Origin of the sequence: Phyllobacterium sp. SB3, from assembly GCF_040009165.1 — a bacterium.
GTDB lineage: Bacteria > Pseudomonadota > Alphaproteobacteria > Rhizobiales > Rhizobiaceae > Phyllobacterium.
The window spans coordinates 233,291-246,480 of sequence record NZ_JBDYKI010000001.1; the positions used below are offsets into that span (position 1 = coordinate 233,291).

14 protein-coding genes and 2 riboswitches are annotated in these 13,190 nt (G+C 54.2%); of the genes, 3 read left to right on the top strand and 11 right to left on the bottom strand.

Annotated features, from left to right (window positions below; all coding sequences use genetic code 11):
- Positions 1-17 precede the first annotated feature (17 nt).
- The 5 genes from ABKW30_RS01175 to ABKW30_RS01195 all read right to left on the bottom strand — a co-directional run bounded on the left by ABKW30_RS01175 (position 18) and on the right by ABKW30_RS01195 (position 5,237).
- A complete protein-coding gene (locus ABKW30_RS01175; RefSeq protein WP_348596204.1) occupies positions 18-1,961 on the bottom strand; it encodes a TonB-dependent receptor in 1,944 nt (647 codons plus the stop codon).
- Positions 1,962-1,987: 26 nt separating this feature from the next.
- Positions 1,988-2,179, bottom strand: a complete 192-nt coding sequence (locus ABKW30_RS01180; protein WP_348596205.1) for a hypothetical protein — start codon at positions 2,177-2,179, stop codon at positions 1,988-1,990.
- Positions 2,136-2,353: riboswitch (cobalamin riboswitch) on the bottom strand. Its footprint overlaps the gene before it by 44 nt.
- 72 nt (positions 2,354-2,425) lie before the next feature.
- The gene (cobF, locus tag ABKW30_RS01185; RefSeq protein ID WP_348596206.1) at positions 2,426-3,199 is read right to left on the bottom strand and encodes a precorrin-6A synthase (deacetylating); all 774 of its coding nucleotides are present in this window, start codon (positions 3,197-3,199) and stop codon (positions 2,426-2,428) included.
- Positions 3,196-3,459, bottom strand: a complete 264-nt coding sequence (locus tag ABKW30_RS01190) for a hypothetical protein (RefSeq protein ID WP_348596207.1) — start codon at positions 3,457-3,459, stop codon at positions 3,196-3,198. Before ABKW30_RS01190 ends, cobF begins: the two co-directional genes overlap by 4 nt.
- Positions 3,460-3,560: 101 nt before the next feature.
- Positions 3,561-3,784, bottom strand: a riboswitch (cobalamin riboswitch).
- A gap of 412 nt (positions 3,785-4,196) precedes the next feature.
- Entirely contained in the window at positions 4,197-5,237 is a 1,041-nt protein-coding gene (locus ABKW30_RS01195; protein WP_348596208.1) for a glutamine synthetase beta-grasp domain-containing protein, read from the bottom strand.
- 354 nt (positions 5,238-5,591) lie between these two features.
- On the opposite strand from ABKW30_RS01195, the gene ABKW30_RS01200 reads away from it, so the two are divergent.
- Positions 5,592-5,849: a GlsB/YeaQ/YmgE family stress response membrane protein gene (locus ABKW30_RS01200; RefSeq protein ID WP_348596209.1), complete on the top strand. Its 258-nt coding sequence runs from the start codon at positions 5,592-5,594 to the stop codon at positions 5,847-5,849.
- A 1-nt stretch (position 5,850) separates the two neighbouring features.
- On the opposite strand, the gene ABKW30_RS01205 is transcribed toward ABKW30_RS01200, so the two are convergent.
- The 6 genes from ABKW30_RS01205 to betI all read right to left on the bottom strand — a co-directional run bounded on the left by ABKW30_RS01205 (position 5,851) and on the right by betI (position 11,068).
- Positions 5,851-6,636 carry an ABC transporter ATP-binding protein gene (locus tag ABKW30_RS01205; protein ID WP_348596210.1) on the bottom strand — a complete coding sequence of 262 codons (786 nt, stop codon included), beginning with the start codon at positions 6,634-6,636 and terminating at the stop codon, positions 5,851-5,853.
- Positions 6,633-7,409 carry an ABC transporter permease gene (locus ABKW30_RS01210; protein ID WP_348596211.1) on the bottom strand — a complete coding sequence of 259 codons (777 nt, stop codon included), beginning with the start codon at positions 7,407-7,409 and terminating at the stop codon, positions 6,633-6,635. Before ABKW30_RS01210 ends, ABKW30_RS01205 begins: the two co-directional genes overlap by 4 nt.
- Positions 7,410-7,466: 57 nt before the next feature.
- The gene (locus tag ABKW30_RS01215; RefSeq protein WP_348596212.1) at positions 7,467-8,414 is read right to left on the bottom strand and encodes an ABC transporter substrate-binding protein; all 948 of its coding nucleotides are present in this window, start codon (positions 8,412-8,414) and stop codon (positions 7,467-7,469) included.
- 226 nt (positions 8,415-8,640) lie between these two features.
- Positions 8,641-9,930, bottom strand: a complete 1,290-nt coding sequence (locus tag ABKW30_RS01220) for an amidohydrolase family protein (RefSeq protein WP_348596213.1) — start codon at positions 9,928-9,930, stop codon at positions 8,641-8,643.
- A 146-nt stretch (positions 9,931-10,076) separates the two neighbouring features.
- Positions 10,077-10,316: a hypothetical protein gene (locus tag ABKW30_RS01225; RefSeq protein WP_348596214.1), complete on the bottom strand. Its 240-nt coding sequence runs from the start codon at positions 10,314-10,316 to the stop codon at positions 10,077-10,079.
- Between the two features lie 146 nt (positions 10,317-10,462).
- Complete coding sequence (betI, locus tag ABKW30_RS01230) at positions 10,463-11,068, bottom strand: transcriptional regulator BetI (RefSeq protein ID WP_348596215.1); 606 nt, start codon at positions 11,066-11,068, stop codon at positions 10,463-10,465.
- Between the two features lie 141 nt (positions 11,069-11,209).
- On the opposite strand from betI, the gene choX reads away from it, so the two are divergent.
- Together choX and ABKW30_RS01240 are read left to right on the top strand one after the other, a co-directional pair.
- The gene (gene choX / locus ABKW30_RS01235) at positions 11,210-12,148 is read left to right on the top strand and encodes a choline ABC transporter substrate-binding protein (protein ID WP_348596216.1); all 939 of its coding nucleotides are present in this window, start codon (positions 11,210-11,212) and stop codon (positions 12,146-12,148) included.
- Entirely contained in the window at positions 12,145-13,185 is a 1,041-nt protein-coding gene (locus ABKW30_RS01240; protein WP_348596217.1) for an alcohol dehydrogenase catalytic domain-containing protein, read from the top strand. The genes choX and ABKW30_RS01240 overlap by 4 nt, the downstream gene beginning before the upstream one ends.
- Positions 13,186-13,190: the final 5 nt, after the last annotated feature.

Here is a 13,190-nt window from a genome sequence, read left to right on the forward strand (position 1 = left end):
TTGCCGAATGGCATCATCTAGAAGCTTCCCTTGAGACCCACAAAGGCAGTGCGTCCCGGTGTGCTAAACCCAAACACCTCTTCATAGTTCTCATCAAACAGGTTTTCGATCCTTGCATAGGCTTCCACCTTGTCATTGAACTTGTAGCTGCCCCCAATATTGACCAGCGTATATTCATCCAACCCAACTCGGCTCGGAGCCGGTGAGGTAAATGCGTCATCCTCCATCTTGCCATTGAATGTAACTTCGCCAAAAACCCGGGCACGATCTTCATAGAATGTATAGGCCGCATTCAATGAACCCGAATGCTTTGGACGGCGCACCTCTTCCCGGCCATCCGGGTCGGTTGCGTCCGTGTAGGTGTAGGTCGCTGTCGTGGTAAAGCCGTTCATCAAATTGACGGTCGCCGACACCTCAACACCCTGACGGCGGCTCGTGCCATTCTGGTTAATTGGCGTAGCCACAGGCGCATATATCGTGACGATTTCGTCGGTAAGGTTTTGGTGGAAATAGGTTACGTCCAACACAAGCCGATCATCAAAAAAGCTCTGCTCAACACCGATATCCCAACCAAGGCTCTTTTCCGGTTTTAAATCCGGATTGCCCAGATAGGTGGAAGGAAAGAAGCCGAACTGCTCATAAAATGTCGGGTTAGTCACACCTGTTCCGACCGAACTGTGCAAACGCGTTCCCCATCCGGGAATTTTCCAGGCAGCGCCAATGCTGTAGGTCGAAGCATCCTTGAAACGGTCGTTACCATCATGCCTTACAGCGGCATTCAAATAGAGCTGGTCGTAAAATTCGCCCCTGTACTCCCCCACGAATGAATGCGTCGTGCGATCATGTTTGTCGAATTGCGATGAGCTGGAAGAGTCAATCTTCGATGCTTTTTGCTGGAATGTCTCACGCTCACCCTCATAACCCGCTGTCAGCGTGTGCTTCGCCTCGGCAAAGGACGGCGTTTCGAACGTATAGCTTGCCTGATAGGAACCAGAGAACCTGTTGCCGTCATTTCCGGATTCGTAATCGCCATCCTTGAAGTATTCGCGCTTGGTATCTCCATCCTTGATACGCGCCTTCTGAACCAGCGCTCCGTCAAGAGAGGTCCACGTGATCCCCAGCGAGCCCAGCAATTCCTCAGTTGATGTCTGATTATCACTATCGATGGGCAATCCTTGGAAAGGCGAGCCGTAATCGCCCTCGCGATCATAATCACTTTTGCGATTAACGTAACGGAATGTACCGTCAAGAACGACATCCGGCGTCAGGTCGATCTTGAACTTGCCATTGATCGTGCCGTTACGGTCACCATCCTTTTCCGAGCCGAAACGGGAAACATTGAACCCGTCATTCTGACGCCATGCGCCCGACAGCGAGAAGTCGTAATTCTCCTTGCCACCCTGCAGAAGCACACTGCCCAGCCATGTCCCGTCCGTGCCTGCCTCAGTGCGTCCGCTCACCTTGAAACCATCGCGCGAGCCGCCCTTGGTGATGATATTGACAACACCAGCCAAGGCATTCGATCCCCAGAATGCACTCTGCGGTCCGCGCAAAACTTCGATATGATCGATATCCGCTACCTGCAAACTGCCGAAATCAAACTCGCCATTGCCGGTCTCACTCGCTTCGATACCGTCAATCATCACAAGCAGATGGTTGCCCTCTGCACCACGTACACGCACCTGCGTCACGCCGCCATAGGAACCTGTTCGTGAGACAGCGAAGCCCGGAACCTGCCGTAACGCATCCGCTACGTAACGGGTCTGGTTTTGCTCAAGCTGCTCACCGGTTATGACCGTATAGGCGCGGCCCGATTTCTCCGCCTCGATTTTCGACTGGCCAAGATCGATATAGATCGGATCAAGCTGGATGGAGCCATCCGCGCTGGTCGTCTCCTGCGCTTTTGCAGCGCCACCCAGAATAAGGAATGCGGCCCCCACAAGACCTGCCTGCTTCAACATGTTCGCCCCCACGGCTTGCCAGCATGTTACGGGCTGGCGATTGCGACTGAACCGCGAACGGGGGAAAATGATGTGTGGACAAGAACGCCAATCACCCATCGCCCTGCAAGCGGCAACACTTTTTCAAATGTCACCGCGTTCATAGCGACCGCGCCGGAACACACCCCGTGCTCAGGCTTGGTGACCGGATCTGGCAGGTCTCCTGACTTCCGGATCATTGCAAGCTCTTCCGCCTTCCCAATCGCGCCGTTGCGCTTTCAGTGGCATATGGAAGACCGCTTCCCGGTTACAGTTGCGGGGGCAGCCACGGATTAGGCCCCGAAATGGGTCATCCTCACCGTGTTCCCTTTTAATCCGCATATAATTGCGGAACCAGTTCCATATTCTGGATAGCAACTGTGCAGGAACCGGTCAATCGCGATACAATTTTAGGGCGGGATAGACTGCGGCAGAACATCCGCCTTTCACTCTTCGACTTCCTCAAACGGCTTCTTGAGCAGATAGGTATCCATGATCCAGCCCTTTTGAGCACGGGCCACATTGCGCAATCGCTCGATATCATCCACGACCTCGCGTAGCTTGCCAGACATGAGAATCTCATCCTCGGTGCCGATATAGGCGCCCCAATAGATATCGACATCCTCATGGAGATTCTTGAAAGCCCCCTCGCCGTCGAGCATGACCACGACGCTTTCCGAATTATTCGGAAAGCCTTCCGCCAGCTTTCGCCCTGTCGTGATGGTGATCGACTCGCCTATGCGATTGAGCACGACCTTGTGCTTGGCCGTCAGCGCCTGAATGCTGGTAATGCCGGGAATGACATCATACTCGAGTTCGAAATTGCCCTTGGCGTTCAATCTGTCGAGAATACGGATCGTACTGTCATAGAGCGATGGATCACCCCAGACGAGGAAAGCACCGCATTCATCGTCGCCCAGCTCCTCCATGAGAAGATGTTCATACGTCGCCTCAACCTTGTCATGCCAATCGGTGACACTCGCGCGATAGGTGGATGAGGGCTTTTGGCGGATCGGCGTTTCAAAATCCACCATGCGATAATCGGGATCGGTAATGAACCGCTCACAGATTTCACGGCGAATGCGCGACAATTGCTCCTTCTCCGCACCCTTGTCCGGAATGAAAAACACATCGACCTGATTGAGAGCGTTGACAGCCTGTATGGTGACGTAATCCGGGTTGCCAGCGCCAATCCCGATAATGAGCACCTTGCGTTTCACTGGGCCGCACGCGCAACCGGCGTCGCCGCCAGTCCCTGCTTCTCTTCAATCAACGCACAAAACAGATCATGCAGCCGTTTCGCTCCTGCGTACTTGCCCGCATAGGCTTCAAGCTTGATGACCTCGCTGCTCGCAGCAGCCACGATATCGACGCCCCGCGGGCGGGACAGCAGCCATGCGAAGAACACATCTTCCGGTGCACTGGATGCATCCACGGCAGGCGGATTGTTGTGTTGGCTTGTACTGGCGCCGAGAGACATGCTTAACCCCGATTGCTGGGGGCAAGGGTCGAGCGCGAAGATTGCATATAGTCAGCCTGCGGCAAACCATTGCAAGCGACACACCGGGACACCCCGCCCGTGGACGTTCATCATGTTTCGGCAGGTCTCCTGGCTCACAGGTCGGTGCGGCTGTCTGGCCTTCCCGGGAAATCCCAGTGACCTTTTGCCTGAACTGATTCAGGCGACAGCAACTCGCTGTTTACAGTTGCGGGGGCAGCGCCGGCATTGGTGAAACTCACTTCACCGGCTTCCCTCTTAGCTCCCGGTCTTGCGACACGGGAGAACCGGAACAATCACATAAGAGCCCAGCATGGCCATAGAGGTCAACAGGCAGGCGCAAAATTAACCGGGAAAATCGGACACCGCCCGACCTCTGCACGAGTATACAGGCAATAAAAATGGCGCAGACAAATGCCTGCGCCATTCCAGAGCCTTTCTTGTTTAAATAGAAACAGTTCTGTTTCTTGGATGGTGAGACAATCCACGCGAAAGGTGGCGAGGTCGATGTTTATCCATCGTCCGACGCCGCCTGACAAAGTGGTTGGCCACCAGCCGGAAACCCAAAGGGCCGGGTGAATTTGGGCCAAATCCATCGTACTTCAGCTTCGCCCGATGGATAAACATCGATCTCGCTAAATCCCTCGACCTTGTCCAAAATTCCTACCGGCAGAACGATTCTATTTAAGCAAGAAAGGCTCTAGATTATTCAGACCAGATCAAGCGGCCAGAACTTCTTCCGCATCTTCCGGAACCTCGGAGATTGTCCGGAGAATCTGCGAAGCGATCTGGTAAGGATCGCCCTGCGAGTTCGGACGACGATCTTCCAGATAACCGCGATAGCCGTTGTTTACAAAGCTGTGCGGAACACGGATCGATGCGCCACGATCAGCGATTCCGTAGCTGAACTGGTGGATCGACTGAGTCTCATGCTTGCCGGTGAGGCGCATGTGATTGTCCGGCCCGTAAACAGCGATATGAGCAGCGCAATTTTCTTCAAATGCAGCCATGACTTTTTCGAAGTAATCCTTGCCGCCCACTTCACGCATATAGGTGGTGGAGAAGTTTGCATGCATGCCCGAGCCGTTCCAGTCGGTATCGCCGAGCGGCTTGCAATGATACTCGATATCGATGCCGTACTTTTCCGTCAGGCGCTGCAAAAGATAGCGCGCGATCCATACTTCGTCGGCGGCCTTCTTGGAGCCCTTGCCGAAAACCTGAAATTCCCACTGGCCCTTCGCCACTTCGGCATTGATGCCTTCATGGTTGATACCTGCATTCAGGCAGATGTCCAGATGCTCTTCAACGATCTGACGGGCGATATCGCCAACATTGCTGTAACCGACGCCGGTGTAATAAGGGCCCTGTGGAGCCGGGAAGCCTGTCTCCGGGAAGCCGAGCGGACGGCCGTTCTTGTAGAAGAAATATTCCTGTTCGAAACCGAACCATGCGCCATCATCGTCAAGGACGGTGGCGCGGGTATTGGAAGGATGTGGCGTCTTGCCATCGGGCATCATGACTTCGCACATGACGAGAACGCCGTTCTTGCGCTCGCTGTCCGGATAGAGCGAAACAGGCTTCAACACGCAATCGGAGCTTTTGCCTTCAGCCTGCAGGGTAGAGCTTCCATCGAAGCCCCAGAATGGCAATTGGTCCAGCGTCGGAAAAGTATCGAATTCCTTGATCAGCGTTTTGCCACGAAGATTCGGCGAAGGGGTATAGCCATCAAGCCAGATGTATTCGAGTTTATATTTTGCCATTCCGTTTCTCTCATATTGTTTGTGCAAAACCGGTTGCGAAGCCTGCACGAGAGTGTGCAGTTCCGCAGATAAAATTAACAAAGCAAACAGCGTGCCAATTCAGGTGATATCTCGGCAATTATTTGAGAAATAGGTTAGCCGGAGTATTTTTCCGCACTTTTTGCGGCGTCCTGCCGCAGCCGCCAGATTTATAAAACTGCTTGGGCCACTTCGACCTTACATTCCTCTGATGCAATTTTAGGCAAGTGCAGAAATTCTGGGCAGACCGAAGCGCAAATATCTATCCGCGAATTGGGAACCAATAGCTGTGCTACGGGGTTCAGTCATCTGGAATGAACTGAATGGAGAATGGTTATGGAAAGTGCCGGAATCGGGTGGATCGCAGCAATCATAATAGGCGGTGTTGCGGGCTGGCTTGCTGAGATGTTCATGAAAAGCAACATGGGCATCATCATGAACATTATCCTCGGAATCGTTGGGGCGATTATTGCCAACGCGATTCTTTCCTTGGTCGGTGTCGTTCTTACCGGCTGGCTTGGCTATCTCATTGCGGGCTTTATCGGGGCCTGCATATTGATCGCCGTTGCACGGATGTTCAGGCGAACCGCCTGAGCTAATGAGCGACCGCAGCGAGTATCGCCTCGCTGCGTATCTCTTCGGTCAATTGTAGCCGCATCTCGGCAAATTCGGGTGCGGCTTTGACCGTGTAATGGCGTGGATGCGCCAGAGGCACCGGCGTAATCGACTTGATGCGCCCGGGCCGCGCCGACATCGTAACGACACGCGACGCCAGAAAAATCGCTTCTTCGATATCATGCGTGACGAAGATCACCGTCTTCTGTTCCCGTTCCCAGATGCTGAGCAGGAGTTCCTGCATCAACCCGCGTGTCTGGTTGTCCAGCGCTCCGAATGGCTCATCCAGAAGTAGAATTTTGGGATCATTCGCCAATGCCCGCGCGATGGCCGTGCGTTGCTGCATGCCACCGGATAATTGCTTGGGCCAATGGTTTTCAAACCCCTTTAGCCCTACCTTGTCGATATAGGACGCTACGATATCCGCCTTCTCCCGCGCGCCAACGCCGCGCTCCGTCAGGCCGAAGCCGATATTCTGCTCAATTGTGAGCCAAGGAAACAGCGTATAGGACTGGAATACGACACCGCGATCAGCACCCGGTCCCTTGACCTCTTTTCCATCGAGCGTAACCGTCCCTGTCGTGGGACGGTCAAGCCCCGCAACAATGCGCAGCAGCGTCGACTTCCCGCAGCCGGACGGTCCGAGAATGGAGACGAAATCATTGTGCGGGACAGTCAAATCCGTGGGTTGCAGCGCCTGCACAGGCTGGCCGCCACGGACACCCGGAAACACACGGCTGACGCCTTTGATAACAAGCGTGCTCATGCGAGCCTCCAGGCGAAAAGGCGGCGGTTGACCGACTTGAAAAGGAAGTCGGAAATCAGGCCGATAATGCCAATAACGATAATGCCGAAAATGATCTGTCCTGTCGCAAGCAGCGCCTGACTGTTGATGATCATATAGCCGATGCCGGAAGACGCACCGATCATTTCCGCTACGATCACATAGGTCCAGGCCCAGCCAAGAACCAGCCGCAATGTCTCTGCCACATCGGGGGCATTGGCTGGAATGAGAACGCGCTTGACCACACCGCGATCGTTTGCACCGAGCGTATAGGCGGCTTCGACCAGATCGCGTCTCGTATTGGCGACAGCGACCGCAACCATCAGGATGATCTGGAATACAGCGCCGATGAAGATCACCAGCAGCTTTTGTAATTCACCAATCCCGGCCCACAAAATCAAAAGTGGAATAAAGGCCGAAGCAGGTAGATAGCGGGCAAAGGAAACAAATGGTTCAAGCAGCGCCTCGACTGGCTTGTAGGCACCCATAGCAACGCCAAGCGGCACGGCGATGACAGCGGCGATGATAAAGCCACCGACGACACGCCAGATGGTCATGCCGATATCGTAGAGGAAATTCTGCTCTGTCAGCAAAATCCAGCCGTCATGTACCATCGTCAGTGGATCAGCGAGAAAGGTGCTCGACACAAAACCGCCAAAGGTCGCAATGGACCAGCCGCCGACAAAAAGAATGAAAAACAGGATACCCAACAGTATCCGCGCTTGCGCCCCGATGGGCTGTAATGGCTTGAACATAAAGTCCCCTTGGCGATACCGGAGAGCGGAAAGCGCCCGCTCTCCTGATAAGCCTGATTATTGTATGAAGCTGGTATCTACAATCGTCGAAAGATCGGGTTTCTTCTTGATGATGCCAATTTCAAGCAGAAGATCTGCGGCTTCTTCGGAAAACGTCGTGAACTCCTTGTCGAAGAAAACCTTGTTCGCGGCCTGATCCTGCCACTTCAGATACTGCGCGGATTCCCCAAACTTCTCACCGGACTGCTTCACATCCGCTCCCATGATTTCATAAGATTTATCCTTGTCGGAGGCGATCAACGCCAAAGCATCGAAATAGCTCTTTGCAAACGCCTTTGCCGCGTCCGGATTCTTTTCAAGGAAAGCATTGGTACAGCCGAAAGTATCCATCACAACCGGATAATCCAGCGTGGTGGCAATGATTTTGCCTTTGTCCGGTGCAGCGCGAACCGTGGAAAGATATGGCTCATAGGTCATTGCCGCATCATTCTGTCCGGCCACGAAAGCCTGTGCTGCGGGCCCAGGCTCCATATTGACGACCTTCACATCCTTGATGGAAAGGCCGTTTTTCTTCAGCATCCACGCCAGCACGAAGTAAGGCGATGTGCCGGGCGCTGACGCCGCAATCGACTTCCCCTTCAGATCGGCAATATTGGTCACATCACCGCGAACGACCATGCCATCCGCACCATAGGACTTGTCCATCTGGAAAATCTGTTTAGTCGCAACACCGTTGGCGTTCCACGATATCCACGTCTCAACTGTGGTCGCGGCGCACTGCACGTCACCGGAAGCAAGCGCCAGATGGCGACTCGCCTGCGGTATCTTCGTCAGTGTAACGTTGAGGCCGTTTTTCTCGAAAATTCCGGCCTGCTTTGCCAGCGTCAGCGGTGCGAAACCTGTCCAACCGGAAAGCCCGACTGATACGGCGGTCTCAGCAAGCGCAGGTGCCGAGGATAGTGCAACTGCCATAGATGCAATTGCGATATAGTTTTTGAACTTCATGATGACAGAACCCCTGTGTTTATTTTTTTGGCAGGTTGAATATCAGGTCATATGATAGGCAGGCAGGGCTTCTTTTGTCTACACATATTCGATGAATTTATGCGTGATGCGTGGTTCGGCAAGTTCACTATGAGTGAAGTTGCAGCGAACTATCTATCGTGCAGTTCTCCCTGTATTCCTCATGGTGAGTTTGCCGAACCACGCACAAAGCCAATGCAAATTTTACTTATCCCAGCCGGGGCGCATAACTTGCCGGATCAACACTTGCCGGCCTGCCAGGGAGATCAAGCGTGCTTACCTTTGTCGGTGTCTTGGCAATCACCTTGCCACCTTTGATCACCGCAAGCCGGGTCGCATTCAGCCGAATTGCCTCGATTGTATCAGCGGCCTGCAGTAGCACCATATCTGCCTTGCAGCCCACATCGAGGCCGTAGCCTTCCAGATTCAGGATTTTGGCAGGCTCTGTTGTCACCGCTGCAAAACATTGGCGCATGGCATCACGGCTGGTCATCTGCGCCACATGCAATCCCATACTTGCAACATCAAGCATGTCGCCTTGCCCCAGCGAGTACCAAGGGTCCATCACGCAATCATGGCCGAAAGCCACGGTGACCCCATGCGCCAGCAGTTCCGGTACGCGTGTCATGCCCCGACGCTTTGGATAGGTATCGTGGCGGCCCTGTATGCCGATATTGATCAGCGGATTGGCGATTGCCGCTACGCCTGCCTCGGCAATCAGTGGCAACAGCTTGCTGACATAGTAGTTATCCATCGAATGCATGGATGTAAGATGCGATCCGGTAGAACGTCCGCCAAGTCCGAGCCTCTGGGTCTCATAGGCCAAGGTTTCGATGTGACGCGACAACGGATCGTCCGTCTCGTCGCAATGCAGGTCGATCATCAGCCCGCGCTCAGCCGCGATTTCGCAAAGTGCCCGGACACTTGCCGCGCCATCTGCCATGGTCCGCTCAAAATGCGGGATACCGCCCACGACATCGACACCCATATCCAGCGCGCGACCGAGCAATTCGACAGCACCGGGATAGCGGTAATAACCATCCTGCGGAAAGGCCACGAGCTGCAAGTCAATATAGGGCGCAACGCGCTTCTTGACCTCAAGCAATGCCTCGACGCCGAGCAGACGGTCGTCACAAATATCAACGTGAGTGCGTATAGCAAGCAGGCCTTGCGTAACCGCCAGATCGCAGTAACGCATCGCACGATCAATCACGGCATCATGAGTCAGAAGCGGCTTCAGCTCGCCCCAAATCCGGATACCGTCAAGCAGCCGCCCGCTTTCATTCAGACGCGGCTCACCAAGCGAAAGCGTTGCGTCCATGTGAAAATGGCAATCGATAAATGGCGGCGATACAAGCTGGCCTGCGGCATCAATGACTTCGCCCGCTTCCCCGCCCAGTTTGGCTTCAACCGCAGCAATTCGTCCGGATTTAACACCGATATCAACGCCGGTACGGCCATCGGGCAAAGTCGCGTTGGTTAGTTTCAGATCGAACATGGAAAACCTTTATCTTTCGCCCTCGAACCAGGGCAATAGGCCATCGTGCCAGTTAACAGGCAGTGGCAGGTTTTCGCAATGTGAGAGGAAATATCCAGGGCGTGTCAAACTTGGGTGACGCCGCCCGAAAGTGGAATACCGTTTTATTATTTCGGACAGCACATGGAACCATCTGCTGCGCCCGGGCGATAGAGCCAGTTCGGCGGCATTTTCAGGGCATGAAGCACGCGCTCATGGCGTTGGGTCGGTACCGGAGCGACAGTCTTGCCGATGCGCGCCATCAACCGTCGAATCTCATCCGCTTTGACACCATCACTCGCCATCATCTGACGGATGATTGGTTCGGCCAGCAATTCGTTCAATGTAGGTTCAAGCACTTCCAGCATGATTCCCTCCTAAAGGATGTCAGTGCCGGCAATTTGCCCATGCTCAATGTCGCTTGCATGTCGTCATTATGGCGGTTGTAAGAATTGCTTCGGCTGATTGAGAAAATCTCGCCATAAAGTGCAAAGACGTTATTTTAGCCTTGTCTTTAGCTGGCTTTCATCATCCCGCTGATCCTGTCACTGCCAAGCATCTGTAACACTTGCGTCTTGATAAGCTCGACGGCGCCGAAGCTTGTTGTCTGGCTGTGCATAGCTGCACGATGCAGCCAACAGCCATCAATAAGAACCGCAACCGTTTCAACGAAATCTTTCAGGGCTGCCGCACTCACCACATCACTGACGCAACTGCTGATATTCGAAGCCAGACGGCGATGAAACAACCGCTGCAGGCGCTCAAGCTGTGGATCGCGCGCACTGGCAACGTAGAAAGAGAGCCAGGCATTGGCGATATTCTGCTCGAACAGCGATTCCGGAAAATTACCTTCGATAATGGCCATCAGCCGGTCCCAGCGATTCGTCGCCGCCTTCATGCGGTTTGCCACCTCATCCATTATGACGCGATTGGCGTGCCGGACCATCCAGAAAAGAACCTCATCTTTGCTTTTGAAATAATAAGACAGGATGCCCGGCGACATGCCCGCCTCCTTGCATATGCGGGCAGTGGTCAGACCATCAATGCCGAACTGCAAAAATGCTCTGTAGGCACCCTCGATCAACTCCTGCCGCCTTATGTCTTCAATGGAACGCTTCATTTCATGGACCCGTTGCTGTCGCCGGAATGACTATAGCGTTCACATTTTTGTATGCTCATACAATTTTTTAAATTGACAAACAAATTTGCGGTGCCAAGCTTGGAGACAACATCTCACGTTAGAAGACCAAAGAGGAACAGCATGAGAAAATATGTGTCTATTGCGCTGCTTGCCGCGCTACTTTCTGGCCGTCCTGAACTTTCAGCTGCGGCCGACGATGCCTCCTGCAAAAGCATCAAAGCCGCCGATCTTGGCTGGACAGACATAACCCTGACAACTGCGGTGGCAACCACCATCCTCAGCGTTCTGGATTATGAGATGAAGAGCAGCCTGCTCGGCTTGAGCGTTACCTATGCCAGCCTGAAGGATGGGCAGGTTGATATTTTCATGGGAAATTGGCGTCCCGCCCAGAACATGGAATTCAAGCAGTTCTTCGACGACAAGTGGGTCGATGTGCTGACAACCAATCTCACCGGGGCAAAATACACCTTGGCCGTGCCGGATTATGTGGCGGCGGAAGGCGTGAAATCCTTTGATGATCTCGCCAAACATCCGGACAAGTTCGCCAAGAAAATCTACGGCATCGAGCCCGGCACAAATCAACCCCTGCTGGATATGGTGGCCAAAGGTAGTCATGGCCTTGGTGGCTGGACAATCGTAGAGTCCAGCGAACAGGCCATGCTTGCGCAAGTCAAACGCGCTGTCGACCGTAAGGAATGGGTGGTCTTTCTCGGCTGGCAACCTCATCCCATGAACCTCAATCTGAAGATGGAATATCTTACCGACGGAGATGAGGAGTTCGGCCCGAATTTTGGCGGCTCCACCGTATGGACATTGACACGGCCCGGTTATGAACAGGCCTGCCCCAATGTGGCAAAGTTCTTCAAAAATCTCGTCTTTTCCGTCGATCAGGAAAACGAAGGCATGAAGATGATGCTTGATGATGGTGCCACTGGCGAGGAGGCAGCTCTGGCGATGATCCGGAAGAATCCGGAGAACCTTGACAGATGGCTGGATGGCGTAACCACCGCCGATGGCTCGCCCGCCCTGGAAAAGGTGAAGGCGGAACTTCTGAAATGAGCCTGTTCGAGCCTGTCGAAATGCGTGCCGCCGTCACAGATGGCACGCCGCGCGGAAATTTCAAAATTGCCTGTATCCCCGTTCCGTCAGCTGGTCATGGCGAGATGATCGTAAAGCTGGAGAGCTGCGGCGTCTGCCATACCGACCTTCATATCTGGAAGGGATCGGTCAGGCCGGGAAGCGGGCATTCTCCAGCGCAAATTCTTGGACATGAGGGCGTTGGCCGCGTTGTTGCTCTGGGCGAAGGTGTAACCGGTTTCAAGACTGGCGGCCGTGTCGGCGTTCCGTGGCTGCACGACACGTGCGGCGCATGTGATGAATGTCTGGCAGGGCAGGAATCTTTCTGCCAATCGCAGCGTGCCCATGGATTTGACGTCGATGGCGGCTTTGCCGAATATGTCCGCGTCAACGCAGGCTATGCCGTTCCCCTGCCCGAAGGAATGGAAGCCTCACAACTCGCCCCATTGATGTGCGCAGGCGTCACCGCCTATTCGGCAGTTGGCAAAGCTGAGCTGAAGCCCGGCATGCGCTGCGCAATTTTCGGATGCGGCGGCCTTGGCCTCTACGCAATCCAGATTGCAATTCGAGCGGGTGCCCATGTCATCGCCCTCGATATTTCGGAGGATAAGCTCGATCTGGCGAAATCCATGGGCGCTCATACCACCCTGATTGCCGACGGTACTGCCGCTGAAAAGTTGAAGGAGCTGGGCGGCGTCCATGCCTGCATCAATTTCGCCCCGACGACGGCAACCTGGCCGCTCATGATTGGCGCAATCCGGCCGCGCGGCAGGATTGTTGCAACTGCCATGGTTTCGCAGCCCGTGCCAATCAATCAGGAATGGTTGACCGGAACCGGCGTAACCATAACCGGCACAAGCGTCGGTACACGCCTCGAAATGCGCGAACTGTTACGGCTGCACCGGGATAAGCCATTTGCCATGCAGACACGCGAGATATCTCTGGAAGGTGTCGAAGCCGCGCTGGAAGATTTGGCTGCCGGAAAGGTCGATGGCCGCATTATAATCCGCTTCGATTAACCACG

Coding starts and splice junctions, on each gene's coding strand:
- ABKW30_RS01205 (WP_348596210.1), bottom strand. CDS start 6,636: ATGAGCACGCTTGTTATCAAAGGCGTCAGCCGTGTGTTTCCGGGTGTC.
- ABKW30_RS01210 (WP_348596211.1), bottom strand. CDS start 7,409: ATGTTCAAGCCATTACAGCCCATCGGGGCGCAAGCGCGGATACTGTTG.
- ABKW30_RS01180 (WP_348596205.1), bottom strand. CDS start 2,179: ATGATCCGGAAGTCAGGAGACCTGCCAGATCCGGTCACCAAGCCTGAG.
- ABKW30_RS01225 (WP_348596214.1), bottom strand. CDS start 10,316: ATGCTGGAAGTGCTTGAACCTACATTGAACGAATTGCTGGCCGAACCA.
- ABKW30_RS01195 (WP_348596208.1), bottom strand. CDS start 5,237: ATGGCAAAATATAAACTCGAATACATCTGGCTTGATGGCTATACCCCT.
- ABKW30_RS01175 (WP_348596204.1), bottom strand. CDS start 1,961: ATGTTGAAGCAGGCAGGTCTTGTGGGGGCCGCATTCCTTATTCTGGGT.
- ABKW30_RS01220 (WP_348596213.1), bottom strand. CDS start 9,930: ATGTTCGATCTGAAACTAACCAACGCGACTTTGCCCGATGGCCGTACC.
- ABKW30_RS01190 (WP_348596207.1), bottom strand. CDS start 3,459: ATGTCTCTCGGCGCCAGTACAAGCCAACACAACAATCCGCCTGCCGTG.
- choX (WP_348596216.1), top strand. CDS start 11,210: ATGAGAAAATATGTGTCTATTGCGCTGCTTGCCGCGCTACTTTCTGGC.
- ABKW30_RS01240 (WP_348596217.1), top strand. CDS start 12,145: ATGAGCCTGTTCGAGCCTGTCGAAATGCGTGCCGCCGTCACAGATGGC.
- ABKW30_RS01200 (WP_348596209.1), top strand. CDS start 5,592: ATGGAAAGTGCCGGAATCGGGTGGATCGCAGCAATCATAATAGGCGGT.
- ABKW30_RS01215 (WP_348596212.1), bottom strand. CDS start 8,414: ATGAAGTTCAAAAACTATATCGCAATTGCATCTATGGCAGTTGCACTA.
- betI (WP_348596215.1), bottom strand. CDS start 11,068: ATGAAGCGTTCCATTGAAGACATAAGGCGGCAGGAGTTGATCGAGGGT.